The organism is Amycolatopsis circi (genome assembly GCF_003385235.1).
Taxonomy (GTDB): Bacteria; Actinomycetota; Actinomycetes; order Mycobacteriales; family Pseudonocardiaceae; genus Amycolatopsis; species Amycolatopsis circi.
This window is the reverse complement of record NZ_PQIA01000013.1, coordinates 21,753-41,611: the sequence shown is the minus strand read 5'-3', so window position 1 is coordinate 41,611 and position 19,859 is coordinate 21,753. Positions and strand designations below refer to the sequence as shown.

General features: G+C 67.2%; 21 protein-coding genes and 1 pseudogene. 12 read left to right on the top strand and 10 right to left on the bottom strand.

What is annotated here, in order from left to right; translation table 11 throughout:
* Nucleotides 1-68: 68 nt before the first annotated feature.
* The 5 genes from D0D37_RS06865 to D0D37_RS06845 all read right to left on the bottom strand — a co-directional run bounded on the left by D0D37_RS06865 (nt 69) and on the right by D0D37_RS06845 (nt 4,206).
* The gene (locus D0D37_RS06865; protein WP_116199676.1) at nt 69-1,427 is read right to left on the bottom strand and encodes a serine hydrolase domain-containing protein; all 1,359 of its coding nucleotides are present in this window, start codon (nt 1,425-1,427) and stop codon (nt 69-71) included.
* A 77-nt stretch (nt 1,428-1,504) separates the two neighbouring features.
* Complete coding sequence (locus D0D37_RS06860; RefSeq protein WP_116199675.1) at nt 1,505-1,978, bottom strand: GbsR/MarR family transcriptional regulator; 474 nt, start codon at nt 1,976-1,978, stop codon at nt 1,505-1,507.
* Nucleotides 1,979-2,021: 43 nt separating this feature from the next.
* Nucleotides 2,022-2,915, bottom strand: coding sequence for an SAM-dependent methyltransferase (locus D0D37_RS06855; protein ID WP_116199674.1), 894 nt, complete (start codon nt 2,913-2,915; stop codon nt 2,022-2,024).
* Nucleotides 2,916-2,945: 30 nt separating this feature from the next.
* Nucleotides 2,946-3,848, bottom strand: a complete 903-nt coding sequence (locus D0D37_RS06850) for a Scr1 family TA system antitoxin-like transcriptional regulator (protein ID WP_116199673.1) — start codon at nt 3,846-3,848, stop codon at nt 2,946-2,948.
* A 127-nt stretch (nt 3,849-3,975) separates the two neighbouring features.
* Entirely contained in the window at nt 3,976-4,206 is a 231-nt protein-coding gene (locus tag D0D37_RS06845) for a DUF397 domain-containing protein (protein WP_116199672.1), read from the bottom strand.
* 947 nt (nt 4,207-5,153) lie between these two features.
* Here D0D37_RS06845 and D0D37_RS06840 point away from each other — a divergent pair.
* Nucleotides 5,154-5,552: a hypothetical protein gene (locus D0D37_RS06840; RefSeq protein ID WP_116199671.1), complete on the top strand. Its 399-nt coding sequence runs from the start codon at nt 5,154-5,156 to the stop codon at nt 5,550-5,552.
* 173 nt (nt 5,553-5,725) lie between these two features.
* Nucleotides 5,726-6,696 (top strand): annotated as a pseudogene (locus D0D37_RS06835) (adenosine deaminase family protein).
* A 48-nt stretch (nt 6,697-6,744) separates the two neighbouring features.
* Here the strand turns inward: D0D37_RS06835 and D0D37_RS06830 are convergent.
* Nucleotides 6,745-7,614 (bottom strand): helix-turn-helix domain-containing protein, encoded by an 870-nt coding sequence (locus D0D37_RS06830; RefSeq protein WP_116199670.1) that lies wholly within the window; start codon nt 7,612-7,614, stop codon nt 6,745-6,747.
* A 102-nt stretch (nt 7,615-7,716) separates the two neighbouring features.
* Between D0D37_RS06830 and D0D37_RS06825 the strand changes: the two genes are divergently transcribed.
* Nucleotides 7,717-8,622: an MBL fold metallo-hydrolase gene (locus D0D37_RS06825; protein WP_116199669.1), complete on the top strand. Its 906-nt coding sequence runs from the start codon at nt 7,717-7,719 to the stop codon at nt 8,620-8,622.
* 14 nt (nt 8,623-8,636) lie between these two features.
* Complete coding sequence (locus tag D0D37_RS06820; RefSeq protein ID WP_116199772.1) at nt 8,637-9,956, top strand: carboxylesterase/lipase family protein; 1,320 nt, start codon at nt 8,637-8,639, stop codon at nt 9,954-9,956.
* Between the two features lie 3 nt (nt 9,957-9,959).
* On the opposite strand, the gene D0D37_RS06815 is transcribed toward D0D37_RS06820, so the two are convergent.
* Nucleotides 9,960-10,742 carry an AraC family transcriptional regulator gene (locus D0D37_RS06815; RefSeq protein WP_116199668.1) on the bottom strand — a complete coding sequence of 261 codons (783 nt, stop codon included), beginning with the start codon at nt 10,740-10,742 and terminating at the stop codon, nt 9,960-9,962.
* A 136-nt stretch (nt 10,743-10,878) separates the two neighbouring features.
* On the opposite strand from D0D37_RS06815, the gene D0D37_RS06810 reads away from it, so the two are divergent.
* Both D0D37_RS06810 and D0D37_RS06805 read left to right on the top strand, forming a co-directional pair.
* Nucleotides 10,879-11,469 carry a nuclear transport factor 2 family protein gene (locus tag D0D37_RS06810; RefSeq protein ID WP_116199667.1) on the top strand — a complete coding sequence of 197 codons (591 nt, stop codon included), beginning with the start codon at nt 10,879-10,881 and terminating at the stop codon, nt 11,467-11,469.
* Nucleotides 11,466-12,107 (top strand): O-methyltransferase, encoded by a 642-nt coding sequence (locus tag D0D37_RS06805; RefSeq protein ID WP_116199666.1) that lies wholly within the window; start codon nt 11,466-11,468, stop codon nt 12,105-12,107. Before D0D37_RS06810 ends, D0D37_RS06805 begins: the two co-directional genes overlap by 4 nt.
* A gap of 9 nt (nt 12,108-12,116) precedes the next feature.
* On the opposite strand, the gene D0D37_RS06800 is transcribed toward D0D37_RS06805, so the two are convergent.
* Nucleotides 12,117-12,689 carry a hypothetical protein gene (locus D0D37_RS06800; RefSeq protein WP_116199665.1) on the bottom strand — a complete coding sequence of 191 codons (573 nt, stop codon included), beginning with the start codon at nt 12,687-12,689 and terminating at the stop codon, nt 12,117-12,119.
* 171 nt (nt 12,690-12,860) lie between these two features.
* On the opposite strand from D0D37_RS06800, the gene D0D37_RS06795 reads away from it, so the two are divergent.
* Nucleotides 12,861-14,087, top strand: coding sequence for an MFS transporter (locus tag D0D37_RS06795; protein WP_244223414.1), 1,227 nt, complete (start codon nt 12,861-12,863; stop codon nt 14,085-14,087).
* A 67-nt stretch (nt 14,088-14,154) separates the two neighbouring features.
* Nucleotides 14,155-14,940, top strand: coding sequence for a hypothetical protein (locus D0D37_RS06790; RefSeq protein WP_116199663.1), 786 nt, complete (start codon nt 14,155-14,157; stop codon nt 14,938-14,940).
* A 9-nt stretch (nt 14,941-14,949) separates the two neighbouring features.
* On the opposite strand, the gene D0D37_RS06785 is transcribed toward D0D37_RS06790, so the two are convergent.
* Nucleotides 14,950-15,342, bottom strand: coding sequence for a PaaI family thioesterase (locus tag D0D37_RS06785; RefSeq protein ID WP_208719827.1), 393 nt, complete (start codon nt 15,340-15,342; stop codon nt 14,950-14,952).
* A gap of 31 nt (nt 15,343-15,373) precedes the next feature.
* On the opposite strand from D0D37_RS06785, the gene D0D37_RS06780 reads away from it, so the two are divergent.
* A complete protein-coding gene (locus D0D37_RS06780) occupies nt 15,374-15,955 on the top strand; it encodes a TetR/AcrR family transcriptional regulator (protein ID WP_116199662.1) in 582 nt (193 codons plus the stop codon).
* A gap of 4 nt (nt 15,956-15,959) precedes the next feature.
* On the opposite strand, the gene D0D37_RS06775 is transcribed toward D0D37_RS06780, so the two are convergent.
* A complete protein-coding gene (locus D0D37_RS06775; RefSeq protein ID WP_116199661.1) occupies nt 15,960-16,553 on the bottom strand; it encodes a TetR/AcrR family transcriptional regulator in 594 nt (197 codons plus the stop codon).
* 574 nt (nt 16,554-17,127) lie between these two features.
* Here D0D37_RS06775 and D0D37_RS06770 point away from each other — a divergent pair.
* The 3 genes from D0D37_RS06770 (at nt 17,128) to D0D37_RS06760 (ending at nt 19,858) form a co-directional block, all read left to right on the top strand.
* The gene (locus tag D0D37_RS06770; RefSeq protein ID WP_162834106.1) at nt 17,128-17,475 is read left to right on the top strand and encodes a lactococcin 972 family bacteriocin; all 348 of its coding nucleotides are present in this window, start codon (nt 17,128-17,130) and stop codon (nt 17,473-17,475) included.
* A gap of 113 nt (nt 17,476-17,588) precedes the next feature.
* The gene (locus D0D37_RS06765; protein ID WP_116199659.1) at nt 17,589-18,554 is read left to right on the top strand and encodes a hypothetical protein; all 966 of its coding nucleotides are present in this window, start codon (nt 17,589-17,591) and stop codon (nt 18,552-18,554) included.
* The gene (locus D0D37_RS06760) at nt 18,551-19,858 is read left to right on the top strand and encodes a hypothetical protein (RefSeq protein WP_116199658.1); all 1,308 of its coding nucleotides are present in this window, start codon (nt 18,551-18,553) and stop codon (nt 19,856-19,858) included. Before D0D37_RS06765 ends, D0D37_RS06760 begins: the two co-directional genes overlap by 4 nt.
* The last annotated feature ends 1 nt before the right edge of the window (nt 19,859 follow it).

The following is a 19,859-nucleotide window of genomic DNA, read 5'->3' as shown; positions in this document are numbered from 1 at the left end:
TTCGGGCCGCGGCCGCCCTCGAGGTCGCCGTGGCCAAGGAACAGCGGCTGCTGTCCTGACCTTGGCCGTCACGAGGTTTTCGGCGTGGCCCGCATTCCAATGTAGACACACGGGCTCCCGTCGGCGAGCGTCGAGAACACCACCGGCACCGGGTTCGCGCCAAAGGATTCCCCGCACGCGGCGAACACCGTCTCGGTGACCGGCACCAGTTCGGCCTCCAGCGGCGGCGACAGGTCCTTCATCCCGTCCACGAACTCGTACCTGATCCGCGCTTTGCCGTCATCATCCTGGCTGATCGTGGTGATCACGCCTTCCCGCACGTACGTCCCGACCAGCGGCGTGACATCCACGGCGGGCGGGTTGGCCGGCGGCGCGAACGGCTCTGGCATCTCAACGTCAGCCAGTTCGCCGAGCAGTTCGCTGAACAACTCGTGGTACAGCCGGTCGAAGTCGCCGCCGTTGGTCAGCAGCACGACCGCCACCCCGGCGTGCGGCACGACCCGCAGGAACGAATGCTGAGCGACGGAACTGCCGTCATGGCCGAACCCGGCGACGCCGTTCCAGTCGTAAAGCGTCCATCCGAGGCCCCAGCCGTCGGCGGAAACGGTCCACTTGTCCGGGCTGTCCACCACCCGGCGCTGCATCAGCGCGACCGCGTCGGCGGACAGCACCCGCGTCCCGTCGGCCGCGACGCCGCCGTCCAGGTGCATCTTCGCGAAACGCGCGACATCGCCGGCGGAGATGATGACCCGGCCGTACGGACCGGCTGAGCGCGGCATCAAATCCCAGACTGGCGTGGGTTCCTCGCCGAGATGGCTCATCGCCACCCGGAAACGCAAGGCTTCCTCGGGCAGCGTCATCGAGTGCTCCAGCCCGAGCGGGGCGAACAGCAGGTCTTTCACCGCCTGGTCCCACGTCTTGCCGGTCACGACCTCGATGACCCGTCCCAGCACGGCGTACCCGACGCTGCTGTAGGACAGGGCCGTGCCGGGCGGGCAGTCCAGCGCCACTCCGGCGGCGGCCTCGACGTAGCGGGCGAGGCAGTCGTCGCCGCGACCGGAGTCGTAGGTGAAGTCGCAGGTCAGGCCGCCGGTGTGGCTGAGCAGCTGCCGGACGGTGATCGTCTCGGTGGCGGCCGGGTCCGGCGTCGAGAATTCCGGCAGCAGCTTGACGATCGGGGTGTCCAGGTCGAGTGCGCCCGCGTCGACCAGGTTCAGCACGACGGTGGCGGTGTAGGTCTTCGCGAGCGAGCCGGACAGGAACACCGAGTCGGTGGTGACCTCGACGCCGGTCCCGCGGTGCAGGACGCCGCTCGCGAGTTCGTGCACGTCTCCGCCGTCGAGCACGGCCAGCGAAGCGCCCGGAACGCCGTGGGCGGCGCGCAGAGTGTCGAGCCGCTGCTGCCAGTGGGCGTGGTTGAAAGACATCAGTTCTCCCCAGTGAGATATTTCGGGCAGGAGGAAATCGCCTGACGGATTCGCCAGGCACCTGAGTGAAGCCGGATTTACCTGCGGTGCAAGGCTTCGCGCCGGGCACGCCATTCGACGGCGAGTTCGGGCATCCGCTCGGCGAGGAACTTCGTAAACTCCGCCAGTTCTTCCAGCCGGGCCCGCCGTTCGGCGGGCCGGCCGGTCATGGCGTCCAGTCCGCGACGCGCCAGCGCGCCGAGCGAGGCGTACTCGGACTGGTTGTCGAGCAGGCGCAGCCACACCTCCGGAGCCAGCCGCACACGGTCGACCCGTTCCCCGGCCGTGCGCGTGCGCTGGATCCAGGACCACTCTTCGAGTTCGCTGATCGCGCTGGTGACCGCACTGCGGCTGGCCCGCAGCGCGCTCGCGAGTTCGGCGATCGTCTGCTGCGGCGGATCGCAGAGCAGCAGCCAGCCGATCACCCGCCCGGTCATCGGCGTCATGCCGTACTGCCGCGCGAAGTGGCGCCCGGCGTCGTCGGCGAACGCGAGTTCCCCGTCCTCATCCATGCGACTCAAGTTAGCGTGATAACTGAGATAACGCAAATCTCCGTTATCTCAGGCCATCCGGCTCCTTGTGCGCCACTCCGGCGAGCAGCAGCGACTCGTTGGCCGCGCAGAGGGGAAGGGGCTGGTCGTTCGGGCCCGCCTCCTCCGGATGCCACAGCGGGGTCCAGGTGACGCCGGGTTCGAGCAGGGCGAAATCGCCGAACAGTTCGGTGATTTCGGCCCGGCCGCGGTAGATGAGATCGGTGCCCGCTTCGGCGTAGCGTTCTTTGCCGTCGGCCAGCAGCTGCTCGTAGTGCGGCGGGACGCCCTCGTCGGTGACGTGCGACAGTGCCAGGTACGACCCGGGGGCCAGGAGATCGCGGTACTCGGCGGTGAGGCTGGGCCCGAGATCTCCGGTGCTCTCGTCGCCGGGCGCAGGCGGTTGCTGGATGTGCAGGACGCAGATGAGCAGCAGCGCGATCGGCTGGTCCAGGTCGAGTACGCCCGAGTCGCCGAGCAGGGACCACAGCCGCCGCGGATCGCGCAGGTCGGCGTGCAGGGCGACCTGCCGGGCGGGGTCGCCCTTTTCGCGCAGCAGGCTGGCGGAATGCGCGACGGCGACCGGTTCGCAGTCGACATAGGCGACTTTCACCTCGCCCGGCGCGATCTGCTCGGCGATTTCGTGCGCGTGCCCCATCGTGGGAACGCCGGAACCGAGGTCGACTATCTGCCGGATTCCCCGGCGCACGAGATGCCGGACGACCCGGTGCAGAAAACGCCGATTCGCCTGGGCGATCGGGCGCACCATCGGATAATCGCGCAGCATGCGTTCGGCGAACTGGCGGTCGATTTCCCAGTTCGCCGTTCCGCCGAGGTAATAGTCGTAGACGCGGGCCACGCTGGGGTGGCTGAGGTCGATCCCGAGAGCCGGGAAGGACTCTTGCTCCAGGCCAGTCACCAGTTTCTCCTTGTGGTCGACGGCGCGGGATCAGCGTAGCGGCTCCCCGGGCCGCCAGGCAGCAGGCGTACGGGTGCTGATCAGATCCGCTTCGGCCTCTTCGAGCAGAATTGCCGATTCCTCCGCCGAAAGGGCGACACTCGAAAGGGATTCCCACGATTGCATATCGGTGTCGTAGGTTTCGGTGTCGTTCATGAACGCCTGGACGCCGTTCGACGTTTCGGCGAACGAACGGTCGAGCTTGTTGTTGGCGAACTGCAAAATCGTGAAATCGGGGCCGACGTGCAGCGGGCCTTTCTCGAACGGCACGAACCGGATCGTCGCGCCCGGATGATTGCGGGCGAGACCGAGCAGATGCCGGACCTGGCCGAGCGCGACGTACGGGTTGTCCGTGCGCGCCCGCGTCAGCCGGTGGACCGCGCTTTCGCTGAGGACGAACTTGTACGTCCGGTCCGGGTGGTCGTCGAGGAGTTTGGCCCGCAGCTTGCGTTCGTGCACGGCGTTGTTCACGTCCGTGCGGCCGTAGGCCTGGAACTGCTCCATCATGTAGTCCTCGGTCTGCAGCATCCCGCTGATGCGCTCGCCGGTCCACTTCAGGATGATCGCGGCTTCCTGCTCGGCCTCGAACACCGGATGGAACCAGGCCGGGCTGGCCGCGAGGCGGCGGGCGTTCCACACCCGGTCGGCGCGGGAGGCCTGGTTGTACTGCCGCATCGCCGCCGCCTCGGCCGGGCCGACCGCGAGGACGTCGATCCATTTGTCGAGCAAATGCGGATGGATGCGGGTCTTGCCCCGTTCCATCTTGCTGATGTTCGGCTGCGTGTAGCCGAGGGCGTCGCCGAGTTCGCCCTGGGTCAGCCCGCCTTCGACGCGGGCGGCGACGAGAAGTTTGCCCAGTTCGACAAGCTGGGCCTCGACGGAAAGCCGGCTCACGAGGGGCGAGCCGTCCGATCGGGGGAGGACGCAAGACCGTTGCCGGGCACGGAATCATGATAGTCCCTCGCATTATCGCCGGCCAAGGCGGACGGGGATTGCGGCGAATGGGGGCCGGGGAAGGCGCTCAGCGGTCGAACTGCCCCTCTCGCAGCGCGCCGGCGAATGCCGCCCATTCCTGATTGTCGAAGACGAGCGCGGGCGAACGGCCGATCTTGGAATCCCGCACCGCGACCAGGTCGGGGTCGCTGAGATTGACTTCGACGCAGTCGCCGCCGTTGCCGCCGCACGCCGACGGACGCAGCCAGGCGGTGTCGTCGAGCGCGGAACTCACGGTGTTCGGATCGTAAGAACTCATGGTTTCGTCCTTGTCAAGCCGTTGACCTTTTCTGGCATATTCAACTCAGGATCGAGGATGGAATATGCCGAAGCAAGGCGCGGACTTGCACAATCCCGAAATGGACCGACGGGTTCACCTGTTTGGCGCCGGGCCGTTTTCTCGCGGTGATCGAGGTCGCGGGATCTGTCCCGTACCTGACTGATATTTGTCCAGTGCGGCACCGTTATTGGCTGGTCGGCAGCTTTCCGCCGAGTGGTGACCGGGGTGCTGGAAGCCGTGGCGGCAAGGCATGCCAGAATATTCTGCCGCGGGTCGTAAGGCATGCATATTCCAGTCGGCAGATGCCTTTGGGCCTGCGATGAGCGGGGAACGCCGCGACGGGTTGACTGAATGCCAATGTTGCCCCGCGGCGAGTTTTTTGCGGGAAAATCACTGGTCAGGGCTCCCTGGAGCGTCGGTTGGCGCTGCTGGGACGGTTCTTCTTGACCTTTTTCTCGTCAATCGTATGCTACCACTCTTGTGAGTGATGAAAAGCTGCTCCCGATACGCTAGAAATCGCCGCTGTTCTTCGGGGATCTGGGCGTTTTGTCCTATGCCGGGGCTCGCGCACACGGTAGGTGACGCGGACGTTTATCCAGGTGGACGCAGGTCGGCACCTGATTGGACGGGCGCGAAGCGGAGTTCGGCCGGAGAGTTCGTTTTCGCCGAAGTTCCGCGGACTGTCGCACCGAACCGGCGCACTGATATTGCGCACGGTAGTTCGTCGTGTCTCTTTACCGTTAATCGACAGCAGCGTGCCGCTTGGCGAGGCAACCGTCAGTGGCTATCGAGGTCTGTGCGCGCTCGTGGCCAAGATAAGGACTGTCGAACTGGGTCGCGCGCCCGAAGAGATAGGTGTGGCCCCCTGCGGGAACAGGGGGCCACGGGATGCCTGAAACTCGCTGCTACGCAAAGGACCAGACGAAATGACTGTACCGCTGGGGAACACCGGCCCGCTAGACGACGATCGCGCCGGACGGGTGGAACGCGTCGAATTCGGCGCGGCCGTCGCCCCGGCCCGCGGCGGGCGGCGGATCGCTACGCGGGACGAGATGGTGGCCGCCGCGACGCAAGTCTTCGCCCGCCGCGGCCCGGGACGGCACCGCAAACCGGTCGCCCGGGGCCGCTGGGTGTGCGCGGCGTCCGGGGCGCTGACGTGGCTGACGCCGGTGTTGTGGGCTTGCCTGCAATTGTCTTTCGCCGCGAGCGTGATCAGCGCGGTGGCGGTGCTGATCAGCCCGGTGGTCGGGGTCGCGGTCGCCGGGCTGGTGCTGATCTGCAGCGCCGTGCTGTTCAACCAGACCCGGCCCAGCCATCGCCGGTAGGTGCTCGGTCCGCGGATTTTTCCGTGCCAGCAGCTGGTCTCCGCTACAGTGGGGCCGTGCCGGAGTTCAAGCTGCCGTTCTACGGAGCCGACCTCGACCGTGGCGACCTCGCTCCCTGAGTCGTCCCGTTTTCCTTCCTCCGGCACCCTTTCCTCTTTTCAGGGAGTCTCCTCATGCCTGGCGAAAGCCTGCGCGCGTTCATTCATGCCTTGCCCAAAGCCGAACTGCATGTCCACCTTGTCGGTTCCGTCAACGTCGACACTGTTCTCGCGCTAGCCCGTCGTCATCCGGAAACAGGCGTGCCGACAGATCGCGCGGAGCTGGAACAGTTCTTTGTGTTCCGCGACTTCGACCATTTCCTCAAGGTCTACTGGGCGCGCGACAGAACGTTCGTTACGCCGAAGTGACTGTCACGCCGTACAACCACGTCCTCGACGGTCTGCCGGGCGACGAACTCCTCACCGGGCTTGTCGAAGGCCGCACCGTCGCGAAGATGGAGCACGGCGTGGAATTGGCTTGGTGCTTCGACATTCCCGGCGAGAAAGGCGTCCGAGCCGGACGGGAGACCGCGGTGTTCGCGCTGCGGGAACGTCCGGACGGACTGGTCAGTTTCGGCCTCGGCGGCCCGGAGATCGGCGTCGGCCGGGCACAATTCGAGCCGTTCTTCACCGCCGCGCGCGAGGCCGGTCTGCACAGCGTGCCGCACGCCAGGGAAACGGGCGGCCCGGCGACGATCTGGTCGGCCGTCCACGACCTCGGCGCGGAACGAATCGGCCACGACACCAGCTGCGCGGCAGACCCGGCGCTGCTGGCCTACCTCGCCGAACACCGGATCCCGCTCGAAGTGTGCCCGACGTCGAACGTCCGGACCCGCCAGGTGCCTTCGATCGCCGCCCACCCCGTCCGGCGGATGCTCGACCACGGCCTGGTCGTCACCCTCAATACCGATGACCCGCCGATGTTCGGCGCGACTCTGGAAGGCGAGTACCTGGCAGTGGCCACGACTCTTGGCCTGCGGGCGGCGGAGATAGCGCGGTTGGCGAAGAACTCGGTGGAGGCTTCGTTCCTGGACGCGGCGGCCAAGTCGGAGATGCTGGCTGAGATCGAGCTGGTGGCTTTGCGCGAAACTGGTGCGGAGGCATGAGTCTCCGTGCATTGCTTGACCAGCGTCTTTCCGCTAGTCGCCGGTCGGTCAGCTCGGCGTGCGCACCGCTTCGTCCGCGGCTGGCTCCCGCTCGCTGACCTGCCGAAGCAGTGTCAGCGCCTCCTCCGAAGCCGACCCGGCCGGAGTCGTGCACACGATCAGCACCTGCTCCGGCGACCGAGTCACCGACAGCGTCTGCTGCGTCACCGTCACCCGGCCGACCGCCGGGTGCCGCAGCTCGTACGAATCGGCGTCGCACGGGCCGACCCGGTGGTCCCGCCACAGGGAGACGAACTCCGGGCTCTTCATCGTCAGCTCGCCGATCAGCTCGGCCAGCAGCGGGTCGTCCGGGTGCTTCCCGACAGCGATGCGCAGGTTGCCGACGACCGCGCGAGCCTTCCGTTTCCAGTCCGCGTACAGCTCGCGGCAGTGCGGGTCCAGGAACAGCATCCGGCTCAGGTTGGGGCGTTGGGCCAGGTCAAGGTGCCCTGCCAGCAGGGCGTGTCCGAGGGTGTTCCAGGCCAGCACGTCGGTGCGGCGGCCGAGCACCAGCGCCGGGACGCTGTCGACCGCGCGAAGGAGGTCGCGCGTTTCGTCGGCCAGCTTCTCCGGGCGGGGACGGCGCTGTTGGGGCGTGCGGCGGGCCGCGTCGGCGAGGCGGTCGAGGTGGGCGCGTTCGTGGGCGTCCAGTTGCAGGGCGCGGGCGATCGCGTCGAGCACCTCGGCGGACGCGCCGCGGGAGAGTCCCTGCTCCAGCCGCGTGTAGTACGAGACGCTGACGCCGGCCAGTTGCGCCAGCTCTTCCCGGCGCAGTCCGGCGACCCGGCGGCGCGGTCCGACGTCTTGCAGCCCGACGTCCGCGGGGCGCAGGCGGGCGCGTCGTGCGTGCAGGAAGTCTCCCAGCGGGCCAGCAGTCATGGATTCCACTATCCGCCGCGTGAGATATCACTGCCACACCCTGCGCGGGGTAGGAAAACGCGGGAGTGGTCCGGGCGCGCCGGTCCGCGCAGGCTCGGTCGCATGGACGAGATCATTCTGGGCGACGTCACGGTCACCCGCGTCAAGGAGTTCTACGGCTCGGTCGAGATGAGCCCGGACCAGTTCTTCCCGGACAGCCCGGCGGGCTCGTGGGACGAGCACCGCGGCTGGCTGGCCCCCGATTTCTGGGATCCGGAGACCGGCGCATGCCAGTCGGCGATCCAGTCTTGGGTGCTGCGCAGCGAAGGCCGCACGATCCTTATCGACACCGGCGTCGGCAACCACAAGGACCGGCCGTACGCGCCGGTGTGGAGCCGCCTCGACACCAGTTACCTCGACCACCTCGCCGCCGCTGGTATCTCACCGGAAGACGTTGATGTCGTCATCAACACCCACTTGCATATCGATCACGTCGGCTGGAATACCCGCCTCGACGGGCGCACCTGGGTCCCGACCTTCCCGAACGCGACGTACCTGATGCCGTCGCGGGACTTCGAGTTCTGGGACCCGGCCAATGAACACGAGACAGTGTTCGGCCGCGGGAACCAGAACGTCTTCGAGGACAGCGTCGCTCCGGTGCAGCAGGCTGGGCAGGTTCAACTGTGGGACGGGACGTACCGGATCGACAAGAATCTGCGTCTTGACCTCGCGCCCGGGCACACTCCGGGTTCGTCCGTCCTGACGCTGGACTCCGGCAGCGACCGGGCGCTGTTCGTCGGCGACCTGGTGCACACCCCGCTGCAGATCGCGGAGCCGGAGACCAACTCCTGCTTCTGCGAGGACCCAGCCGAGGCGCGGGTGACGCGGCGCAGGCTGCTCGGCCGAGCTGTCGAGGACAACGCACTCCTGTTCCCGGCGCACTTTCCCGGCTCCGGGGCGGCAGAGGTCGAGCGGGACGGGTCGAAGTTCGCGATCAAGAAGTGGGCCGGGTTCTCCCGGATCTCCTGAAGGAAGTGATTCTCTTGTCTCAGCAGGAAAACCCGGTAGTCGATACTGCCGCGGGCACCGTTCGCGGCCTTCGCGACGCGGCGGGCGAGCTTTACCGGGCCATTCCCTACGCTGCTGCCCCGCTCGGTGTCGGTCGGTTCGCTCCGCCTGAGCCGCATCCGGGCTGGTCCGGAGTCCGCGACGGTACCCAGCCGTCGCCGACCGCTCCGCAGCCGGTTCGTGATTTCGGCCGTCTCGACCTGACCCCGTACTTCGGGCCCGGCTGGGTTCCCGGCGAGGAATATCTGACGGTCGACGTTCGTACACCAGCTGCGGACGCTGGAAACCGTCCGGTCATGGTCTTTGTGCACGGTGGCGGGTTCGTCACCGGTTCGACTCGAGCCGCGCTCTACGACGGTAGCGCCTTCGCTCGTGACGGTGTCGTCCTCGTGACGGTGAACTACCGTCTCGGCATCCCGGGTTTCCTTGCATTGGAAGGGGCTCCGGACAATCGCGGGCTGCTCGACGTCGTCGCCGCACTGCGGTGGGTGCGTGACTCGATCGCTGCGTTCGGCGGAGATCCGGGGAATGTCACGGTGTTCGGGCAATCCGCGGGTGCGACGCTCACCGGTGCGCTGCTCGCGACCCCGGAGGCCAAGGGGCTCTTCCGGCGCGCGATTGTCCAAAGTGGAAGCGGTACCGGTGCGTTCGCTCCGGAGCAGGCGCAACGGGTCACGGCTGCTGCGGCGGCCGCGCTGGACGCCGAACCGACGGCAGCGGCGTTCGCTGAGATCTCAGACGAGCGGTTCCTGGAGATCTTGCCCGCGCTCGCCGGGCTGGACCTGCAGACCGCCACCGCGGCGGATCCGCTCGTTGGGCTGAGCCCGTTCAGCCTGGTCTTGCCGGTGCAGCCCGCCGACAGCCTGGTCGCTGACGTTGATCTGCTGCTCGGCACGAACACCGAGGAGGGGCGGCTTTACCTGGTACCGCAGGGGAAACCGGACGCTGCCGCCGACCAATTGGGCGAGTTGTTGTTCGGCGCTGGCACCGTCCGGATGGCACAGGCGCACGCTGAGATCTCAACTGGTCGCACTTATGTCTATTCGTTCGGCTACCGCTCCACCGCACTGGACGGTCGGCTTGGTGCGGCGCATACCGTCGAGCTGCCGTTCGTCTTCGATCTCGCCGACGAACCCTGGCTGCATGGTGACGCTGGGCTGCTCGGTCCGGACGCCGCTCCGGCTGGTCTTGCCGCGGAGGTCCATGGTGCGTGGGTGGCGTTCGCGCGGACTGGCAATCCGGGCTGGGCGGCGTATGACCCGGGGCGGGCTGAGGCGCATCGCTTAGGCGGTTGAACCTCACCGCGCCGTCTTCACCCCGCGCCGAAGCTCAGCCTGATAGCTCCCCGGCGTCTGGCCGAGAATCGCGGAGAACGTTTCGATGAAGCTGGTCGGGTTGGCCCATCCGCAGCGCAACGCGGTGTCAGTCACCGAACGGCCCTGCCCGAGATGCACCAGCGCGTGCTGGATCCGCAGCTGTGAGCGCCACTGCGAGAAGCTCATCCCCAGTTCGACGCGGAACAACCGGCTGAGCGTCCTCTCGCTGGCCCCCACGGCCCGGCCGAGTTCGCTGAGGGTGGCGGGCTCGGCCGGGTTCCCGCGCAGGACATCGGTGACCCCGCGGAGACGGTCGTCCGACGGTTCGGGCAGGTACATCGACTGTTCGGGGAGTTCCGTCAGCTCGTCGACCAGCACTCGGAGCAGCCGGTCGCCGACGTCCGGCGGCAGGGTGGCGCCGCCGGTCAGTTTCAGGACCGCGGCGCGCAGCAAGGCGGACACGGCGAACACTGTCGGCGCGGAGGGGAGCGCGGAGCACAGCTCGGCGGGAACCTCGAGGATGCTGATCTCGGTCTCGCCGTAGGCGCGGTGGCCGTGCTCGAAGCGGGGCGGCGTCCACGAGATACGGTCCGCCGGAGCGACCCATGTGCCCCGTTCGGTGGTGGTGGCGAGCAGCCCGCTCGCCGCGTACAGCAGTTGTCCCTGCGCGTGCTGATGCGCGGCGACCCCCTCCCCGTGGGCCAGCGACCAGCGGCCCTGGATGGGATCGTCGCCCGACCAACAGAGGTGGCGGCGTTTCGGCATCAGCTCCCAGGATACCGCCAAACGGCCTGCTGGTGATCTTGGCGGGATACCGGTATCCGCTGTCCGACGGGCGGTGGCAGCGGCTCCGTCAACGGGCGATCCTGGCTAGACAAGCCTAGTGCCGGGGAGATTCCTTGTGACAGAAGAAATCCGAGCCGCCGACCGGCAGGCGATCATCGACTTGATGACCGGCTGGATCCATCGCGACCGGCAGAACTGGGACGCCCTGGCGAACCTCTTCCACGACGACGCGACGCTGACGATCCTGTGGTTTTCCGGTCAGGCCAGGGACTTTGTCGACGGCTCACGCCGGATGAGCGGCGGTCCGTTGCGCAGCAAGCACTTCATCGGGACGCCAGTCATCGAGATCGCCGGTGATCGCGCCTTCGTGGAAACCAATGCGATGCTCGTCGCCGACCACCTCGAACTGGGGCTCGGCGTGACCGTCCACAATGGATTCCTCGACCGGGTCGAACGCCGCGACGGGGTTTGGCGCATCGTGCGCCGCGATTCCGTCTACGACATGGGCGGCTTCACTTATCCTTTGGGAGTTCGATCCACCGACGATCTCGACCCGCGACGGCATCCGCGCGAGTACGCCGCGTTGGCATATCTGTTGGAGCACAGCGGACATCAGGTGCCCGACACCTGCCCGACCCGCTTCAGCAAACGGGAACAAGAGATCCTCGAAGAAGGCCAAGCCTGGTTGACGGGAGTTCCAGCATGAACCATCGTCCGCTCAGCGATCCGGTCGTCAACGCGGTCGTCGACAAGCTCGTTGCTGCACAACAGTATCCGGCCGACGACCCGCGCTCCGGTCTCGAACGCGATCCGCACGAATACAGCGAATACGGATTCTCGATCTCGCAGGATCAAGGCGATCTGATCTATCTGTTGTGCCGGGGGATACGCGCCAGTCGGACCGTCGAGTTCGCCACCTCGGTGGGCATGTCGACGCTTTATGCCGCGGCCGCCGTCCGCGACAACGGGGGAGGTACGGTGATCGGCGCGGAGCTGGTCCCGGCCAAGATTGCCGCGGCCCGCCGCAACCTCGCCGCGGCGGGACTGGCTGATTACGCCGAAATCCGCGAGGGCGACACCCGGGTGACGTTGCGCGATCTCGGCGGCGAGGTCGATTTCGCGCTGATCGATGGGTGGCTGGGCGCTGAACCGTCGTTGGCTCGCGAAGTCATCGAGTTCGTCGCACCGCAGATCCGGATCGGCGGTTACGTCATGAACGACAATGCCGAACCCGATTTCCTCGCCTACGTCCGCGATCCGCCCAACGGATTCGTGTCCGTCTCGCTGCCCATGCATGGTGGCAACGAATTGTGCGTCAAGGTCGCCGAGCGGCAGGAAAGGTAACCGCGCTGGTCAGGAGTCCGCCGGACTGATCTTGAGCGGCGCGGCGCCCCCACCAGCGAGTTGCTGCCGCTGGGTGACGGCATGGTCGAGCTGCCTCGCCAGATGCGGGACATTCGCCGAGGTCAGGTAGGTCTCCGCGCCGGCGTCGAGCAGCCGCCGGACCGGTCCGTGGTAGCTGACGCCCAGCTCCGCGTCCTCGACCTCGGCCAGGACGACCCGCGCCTTCGGGAACTTCGCCCGGAGGCTCCCGATCAGCTGCGGGCTGACCGGCGGCACGAGCAGGACGTCGGCGGTGGCCGGCGCCGAGTGCAGGTCCAGCACGAGGTAATCCGAGCCGAGTTCGGCGGACAGCGACATCCGGGCCGAGGCCGACAGCTTCATCGCGGTGGCGACTACCGTCACGTCGTCGTAGTCCGTCCGCGGGGGTTCGGGCCGGAGACCAGCGCCGGTGACCGCCGCGATCGGGTTGCCGTCCCTAGTGAGGACCAGGTGTTCGCCGGGCCTGAGCGCGTCGATGAGGGCCACGACGTCCTCGGGTAGACAGCTGACGTCGATCTGCCGCGTGGCTCGCTCGCTGGTCATGACTCGCCCAGGTCCAGCGGCTCAAAGCGAATGGCGGGCACAGGCGGTGGCGTCGTCATGGAACTCGATCATCCCAGAAACAGCGGCGCCGTGTCCGGTCCTTCGCGGAAGCTACGGGTGATGGCGGTTTTTCGCCAGCGTTACCCGCCCCGCAGTTCCTACGCTCGGCCAGTGCATTCAGATATCACTCCGCGCCTTCACGGCTCGGTCGTCGGATTCATCTCGCTCGCCGCCGCATTGGGCACCGCGGCCATCTATCCGCTGCAGCCAGCCATCGCCGAGGTCGGCGGCGCGCTCAGCACGTCGCTCGGCTCGGTGGGCATCGCGCTCGCCTGCGGACCGGTCGGCTACCTGTGCGGACTCGCCCTGCTGGTGCCGCTCGTCGACCAGTTTCCGCCGCGCTACGTCCTGTCCGCGCAGGTCGGCGCGCTCGCCGTCGCGCTGGGGCTGAACGCGATCGTCGGCCAGGTGTGGCTGCTCGGCCTGGTGCTCGGCGTGCTCGGCGCGTGCTCGTCGGTCGGTGCCGGGTTGAGTTCGGTGACTGCCCGGCTGGCGAGCCCGGACCGGCGGGCTACCGCGCTCGGAATCGTCACTGCTGGTATCTCAGCGGGGATCCTCGCAGGCCGCATCGTCGGCGGCTGGCTGGCCGACCTGATCGGCTGGCGTGCGATGCTGGGCGTTTTCGCCGCCGGATGCGCGATTGTCGCGGTAGCGGTGCTGCTCGTGCTTCCCTCGGTGGCCGGTGCGAACAAGCGCGGCTACCTCGCCACCTTGCGTTCGATTCCCGGGCTATACCTGCGATATCCGGCACTTCGGCTCGCGGCGATCCGTGGCACGCTCTGGTTCTTCGCGTTCTGTGCGGTGTGGTCCGGAATCGCGGTCGCGCTGTCGAAGCCGCCCTTTTCGTATTCCGCCGAACGCATCGGGCTGTACGCGTTCGCTGGCATCCTCGGCATCTTCGCTACCCGCATTGCCGGAGCGTGGACCGATCGCGTGGGCGCCCGCCGGGTCATCCTCTGCGGCTTGATCCTCGCCGGTCTGGCCAGCGCGGTCCTTGCCATCGCGCTGCCGAGCACTGTGTCGACGCTGATCTGCTTGGCCTTGTTCGACGCGGGATTGTTTGCCGCCCAGGTCGCGAACCAAAGTACGGTGCTGGCGATCGAGCCGAGCGCACCAGCGCGGTTCAACAGTGCTTACATGGTCGTCTATTTCGCTGGTGGGAGCCTCGGGACCGCCTTCGGCGCGACGGCGGCCGAGCGGCTCGGCTGGTCGTTGACCGCGTTCGTCACCGCGGCGGTGATCGTGGCCGCGGCTGTCGTCACCCTGCTGGCTCGCGCCCAGAACCCGCACACCGAACAGCTGCCGGACGCCGCGGAATCGGTGCCGACACGGAGTTAGGAACGAATACCGCGCGCGACACGTCGGATGGCCGTATCCGCACCGAGCGCTGCGAAAGGACCCATCGGTGAACGACGACTGGCCCGAGCAGGTCGACGGCTGGGAACTGGCCCGGCACGATCGTGTCGAGGACTACCGCAGACGCCTGGCCAACAACATCACGGTCACCGCGACCTGGGACAACGGTCTTGGCATCGGCCGGGTGGAGGCCTACGTCGAACCGGCCGGGATCGGGCGGACGTTGAGCCGGAGCCGCAAGGACTTCCGCGACAAGGAGGCGTTCTGGACCGCTGCGCACTCCGTGGTCGAGATGGCCGCGAACCTGCCTTCGCTGGGCCAAGGGCACGAAAGCCCCGCCGAGCTGGTGTTGTTCGGAGATGTCGCGGGGACCGTCGAAGCGGAACCGGGCAGCGCCGGAGTCCCGGAGGCTGAGCTGACGTTCACCCTGGCCGACGGTCGCAGCGTGGCGCTGCGCATGTCCGACGAGCAGGCGTTCGACCTGTGCCGCCGCATCGATCGGCTCGAAGACCATGTGTGGTCCGAGGAACGGGAGGAAGTCGAGGACGCCCTTCCGGAAGCCGCGGCCGAGGTGCCGGATACGACGGAGATCCAGTCGAGCCCGGACACCGGCCACGACGTGGTCGCTCTCCTGGGCAGGCAGTTCGGGGTCGGCGAGGACCACCTCATGGCGCGCGTGGACTGGTCGGCCGTGATCGTCGTCGGCGACCCCGCCGTCAGCTCGCTGATTGAGCAGAGCGACGAACTGGCCACAGCAATCGGGCCGCGCTGGTATCCCACGGTCGTCGATCGGCCGAGCGAGCGGTGGGTCGTCCTGAGTCGCGCTTCGAACTGACACTTACTGTCATGGCCGCAGATAGGTCAGCGTGTGGTGGGAGACCTGCCGTCCGGCGTCGTCGGTGACTGTCGCGGTGCCGTAGATCGTCCGGCGTCCCGTTCGGGTCAAGGACGACTCGCAAGTCAGGTCGGACCGCGCGGCACCGAGGAACGCGGTCGTCATGTTCACCGTGACGGCCGGTTCCTCGGGCCCGATGACGGACAGGATCGCGATCCAGCACGTTACGTCGGCGAGCGTCATCGCGCAGCCGCCCTGCAGAACGTCGCCAGGGCGGTAAAACTCCGGCCGCGCTGGCAAGGAAAGCGTCGCGACACCCGGTTCGACGGTCTTCACCGTGAACCCCCACCAAGGCCCGAACGGGCTGCCGTCGATGATCTGCTGAGCCCGCACCGTATCCACGCGCAGAAACATAACATGATTAGGTAGATGCATGCGGCGAACGAACGAGGAGCGCTCCCGGGCCACCCGTCACGATCTCGTGGAGGCCGCGCGCGGGCTCTTCGCCGAGCAGGGTTACGCCGGCACCTCGCTGGCTCAGATCGCCGCCGCGGCCGGGATCACCACGGGCGCGGTCTACCACCACTGGGAGAACAAGCAGGAGCTGTTCCACGCCGTCGTCGAGCAGGTGCACGCCGATCTGCACCGGGTGCTGCAGTCCCGATCCGGCGGCACGGGAGCGCCGTCCGACCGGCTCAAAGCGTCCGGCTCGATCTTCCTCCGCCGATGCGCGGACCCGGCCGTCGGACGGATCCTCCTGGTCGACGGTCCGTCCGTGCTGGGCCAGGAAAAGTGGCGAAACCTGGACGAACAGTGGTGGCGCGAGCCGACCGTCGCGCTGCTGCGGGAGGCGGGCAGTTCTGGCGGCAGGGTCGAAGAGCTTGCGGTCGCGTTGCTGGGGTCGCTTACTGCGCTGGGGCAGGAGATCGCCAGCAATCCGGGTCCGGCGCGGATTCGGCGGTGTCAGCAGGTGTATCGGATGCTGGTGGATGCGGTATCAGTTCAGGAGAATTGAGATATCACGAAGCGAGGAGAAGTGCGCTCTCCACTGCTTCCTCGGTATGCGCGCTCACCGTCCCACCGCGCCGTAGTGCATCCTCGGCCAGTTTTTCCAAGCCTCCGAACAGAATCAGCGCGCGGACCCGCGACAGCGCAGCACCCCCGGACTCCTGGAATTCGGTGCCCGCCGAGATGGCACGGACGACGTTGACGTACGCGTCGTGGTTCAGGTCGGCGGTGATCGGGGCGTCCAGCAACGGCACGTCGCGGATGTAACTCAGCATCACAGCGGGCCGGGCATCGACGACGCCGAGCCAAGCCGTGACGAGCTGGCGGATTTGGGTCTGCCAGGGCGCGGTGCGGTCGACCGCGGCGGAGACCTGCGCGGATCCTGTTGCGGCCGCTTCCTTGAGCAGGGCGAGCAGGCACGCTTCCTTGGAATCGAAATGCTCGTAGAACCCGCGGCGGGACGTGTGCGCCCGGCCGACGAGGTCGCCGATCGTGATCTTCGGGAACCGTTTTTCCGCCAGCAGCGCCTCCAGCGCGCCGGTGAAGCGGCTCCGGTAGGCGCCGGGGCGCTCGACGGGCGTTTCCGGCTCTGCAGTGCGTGGCACCGCGCGGGTCCTTCCTGTCCGCGATTATCCGGCGATTCTACCAGTCTGAGCACGGGGATTTTGCGAAAACAGGCGTGGGCTATCCGCGAAATGCCGGGGTGAATGGATGCGGCGGCATTCGGAGGCGCTGGCTGGTCCGGGCGGCAGCAACCGGCGCGACGCTCCGGAAGCGGCTAGGCCATCTCAGTGACATCACGGAGAGACGTTTGGCCGATTGCGGGTACGTTCGGTAGTGTTTTGTTCCAGCGTCAGATTGGGGAGTCGAGCGCTAGGGGGATTCAGGTGTTTTTATCGCTTTTCTTCACGCCGCGCACGAGACGCGGCACTCTGTGACGAAATAGCTGTCACCGCAGGTCAGCGGGTTCACGACGGTGTGTTCACGCCCGTCTTGGGCAACCGCGCCTGCTTGCCGGAATGCTCCGGCGCACGCGTTCCGTCGGCGTTGGGGGCCGACGGGGACGACGCGACTGTTCCTGTCCGGCATTACCGCGCCGGGTGCGTAAACATGAATGTTTTTCGCTCAAGGGCAGTCCGCTCAGGGGAAATAAGGAAAACGAATGGGGAAATCATGACAATGGGGTCTGCTTCTCTGAAGATCGCGAGGGTGGCGTCGGTCGCTTCGCTGGCGGTCGTCATGTCCGCGGGGATCGTTTCGGCCGCGAATGCCGCACCGTCCCGGGAGGTCGTCCCGGCGGGCTGCGGCAGCGCCGGCGGCGGCACCTGGTGCCACGGTTCCGGAAGCGACGGGATCTGGAAGGGCTGCTACTCGAATTACAACCACCCGTACAACTACCACAGCTCGACGGCGGCCATCGGAGCCGCCAACGACAAGCGGTACGCGTCGGCCGGTTCGTGGTCGAACGCGCACACCCGGGCCGGGTGGGCTTACACCTGCTACGCGTACTACAACCCCAACGCGTGATCGTGGCCTGACGTTCCGGGCATGATCACCACGACGCGGCGCCGGGCCAACGGCGTCCCGACGCCGCGTCTCCACCGCAGCGGGCACGCATCAGCGACGAGAGCGAGCTAGCCGTGCGACTGATCCTGTCTCTCCTTTTCGCGGGAATCCTGTTCGCTATTCCGGCAGTGGTCTTGATGGACGTAGTTCTGGCGCAGGAAGCGCAAAGCGAGACCGCGGCGGACCGTGTCGGAGTGTCGTTCGTCTGGCCGGAACAACCGCAGGCAGCCGATCCTGCGACGACGCTGCGCATTCTCGCGGAAGCGGCGGAGGCGACCGGTGCCACGGTCATGCGCACCACCGTGAACACTCAAGCGGATCGGAAACGCATTACGCATTACGTCTTGCTGGGCGGCGATCGGACGGCTCTGTTCGGCGAATTCAGCCTCGCGCAAGGGCGCTGGTTGAGCGCGGCGGAGTCGCGCAGCGGTACAGCGACCGTTTCGACGGCGGGCGGAGCGGGAAACGTAGGCGTGCCAGCGGTTTTCGCCGACCGGTACGATCTCGCGTTCGAGCCGTTGCGCCGGGCGTTCGACGCCTTGCCCAGCTCCGGCCGGTATGTGGTGGACGCGGGACCAGCCACCGATCGCTTTCTCGCGCTCGTCCATGAGCGATTGGTTGAAGCGGGTGTCACCGTCGCGGAGCTGACTCCGCCAGAGCGCGGTGAACAACCGACGGAAACCGTCCCAGGGCTGAGGATTCTGGCTTATCTTCTCGCTGGTGCGGCCACGGTCGTCATCGCATTCCGGTTGCTGCGCGAGGGAAAGCGCATCGGCGTGCTTCGCTTGATCGGCCATCCCACGACGAGGATCTGGTACGAGGTCGTGGGAAGAACGCAGATCGCCACTGTGCTTGTCGGGCTGGGCGGATGCGCCGCAGTCGTCCTCGCCGTACCCGGTGCGGACTCGTCGTTCTTGTACGCGCTTGCCGTCGCGGTGACACCGGTGACAGCCGCCGGATTCGCGACGACGCTGGGCATCGGGCTGATCGTCGTCCACCGGGTGCGCGTTTCCGACCTCGTCAAAGGAAGTCTGCAGTGAAGCACAGGACGCGTCATCGTTCGCCGTTCGGCTTGGCGATCGCCGCACCGGCCGTGGTGAAAGCGGTGTGCGGAGCGATCCTCGCGGTGCTGGCCGTAGTGGTCTGGCAGCAGTTCTCCGAACTGGCGAAGCAACAGGAATTGCTGGCGCCGTGGGAGAAAGTCCAGGGCTATGCGGTTTTCTACCCGCGCCTTGTCGGAAACGACCAGCAGGAAATGGAAACCGGGGGCAACGCCTCGTCGGTAGCGGAAGCACGCGACCTCTATCCGGTGCTGGACCAGGCAGGCGCGCTCTTCGTCGACGCCGCCAACTACGAGCCGGGCACGCCGCCGGACCCGACGTCGCGGTGGCCGGTGCCGCCGATCCGGGTGAACACGCATTACCTTGAGCAGTACCCGATTCTCGACGCCTCCCGGAAGCCGATCACGGTCGCCGCCGACGATCCGTCGTGGGTCGTCGCCGTTCCCGAGCAATTCAAACCGCGGGAAGCGCAACTCCGGCATCTCCTGCAGGAAACGCGCACCGGCGGCCCGGGAATCACCGGCGCGACGCAGGCGGAACAACGCATTACCGGCGAGCACCCGCGGTTCACCAGCCAGCACGTCAAGATCGTCTGGACCGCCTCAGGGCAGGGTGTGTTCAGCTACGATCCGCAGGTCAATCCCGGGCACGGAAACCTGATCACGGACCCGATCGTCGAGATCATGACCCCGGCGAACAGCCTCACCGTCGACCGGCTCAACGCGATCACCGGCGGTCTCGACACCGGGCTGAAGGTCCGCGTCGGCACCGATCCGGCGGCCACGCTGGCCGCGCTCGGGCCGAAGCTTAAGGAACTCAAGCTCGACGACAACCTGCGGCACCTGGTCACCGTGCACGACGCTATGGCTACGCAGATCGACCAGGTGCGCGGCGGCATCACGCAGATCGCCGTGTTCGCGGGCGCGGCGCTGTTCGTCCTGGTCGCCTTGACCGCGGTGATCGTGATCATCGGCTCCGACCGGCTGCGCCGCCGGCTCACCGTGCGGAGACTCCACGGCATCGGATTCACCCGCTCCTACCGGGAACTGCTGGTCGCCCTCGGCGGGACGTGGTTAGGCCAGACCCTACTGGCCGGCATCGGACTGGCGGTGCTCGCGATGAACACGCTGTCCCCGTCGGATACCACGGTGGCCCCGCTGGACCGGCTACCGGAACTCGTTGCCGTATCAGTGATATCTCTGATGATCGAGGTGGTGTTCGTGGTGGTGACCGCCCGCCTCGTGGAACGCCGGAACACGGTCAAACGCTTGAAGGAGCTGTGAC

What these genes read in the sequence shown, in the direction of transcription:
- D0D37_RS06830 (WP_116199670.1), bottom strand. Translation starts at nt 7,614, where the DNA reads ATGACTGCTGGCCCGCTGGGAGACTTCCTGCACGCACGACGCGCCCGC.
- D0D37_RS06800 (WP_116199665.1), bottom strand. Translation starts at nt 12,689, where the DNA reads ATGACCAGCGAGCGAGCCACGCGGCAGATCGACGTCAGCTGTCTACCC.
- D0D37_RS06845 (WP_116199672.1), bottom strand. Translation starts at nt 4,206, where the DNA reads ATGAGTTCTTACGATCCGAACACCGTGAGTTCCGCGCTCGACGACACC.
- D0D37_RS06860 (WP_116199675.1), bottom strand. Translation starts at nt 1,978, where the DNA reads ATGGATGAGGACGGGGAACTCGCGTTCGCCGACGACGCCGGGCGCCAC.
- D0D37_RS06865 (WP_116199676.1), bottom strand. Translation starts at nt 1,427, where the DNA reads ATGTCTTTCAACCACGCCCACTGGCAGCAGCGGCTCGACACTCTGCGC.
- D0D37_RS06805 (WP_116199666.1), top strand. Translation starts at nt 11,466, where the DNA reads ATGAACCATCGTCCGCTCAGCGATCCGGTCGTCAACGCGGTCGTCGAC.
- D0D37_RS06825 (WP_116199669.1), top strand. Translation starts at nt 7,717, where the DNA reads ATGGACGAGATCATTCTGGGCGACGTCACGGTCACCCGCGTCAAGGAG.
- D0D37_RS06840 (WP_116199671.1), top strand. Translation starts at nt 5,154, where the DNA reads ATGACTGTACCGCTGGGGAACACCGGCCCGCTAGACGACGATCGCGCC.
- D0D37_RS06780 (WP_116199662.1), top strand. Translation starts at nt 15,374, where the DNA reads ATGCGGCGAACGAACGAGGAGCGCTCCCGGGCCACCCGTCACGATCTC.
- D0D37_RS06770 (WP_162834106.1), top strand. Translation starts at nt 17,128, where the DNA reads ATGGGGTCTGCTTCTCTGAAGATCGCGAGGGTGGCGTCGGTCGCTTCG.
- D0D37_RS06815 (WP_116199668.1), bottom strand. Translation starts at nt 10,742, where the DNA reads ATGCCGAAACGCCGCCACCTCTGTTGGTCGGGCGACGATCCCATCCAG.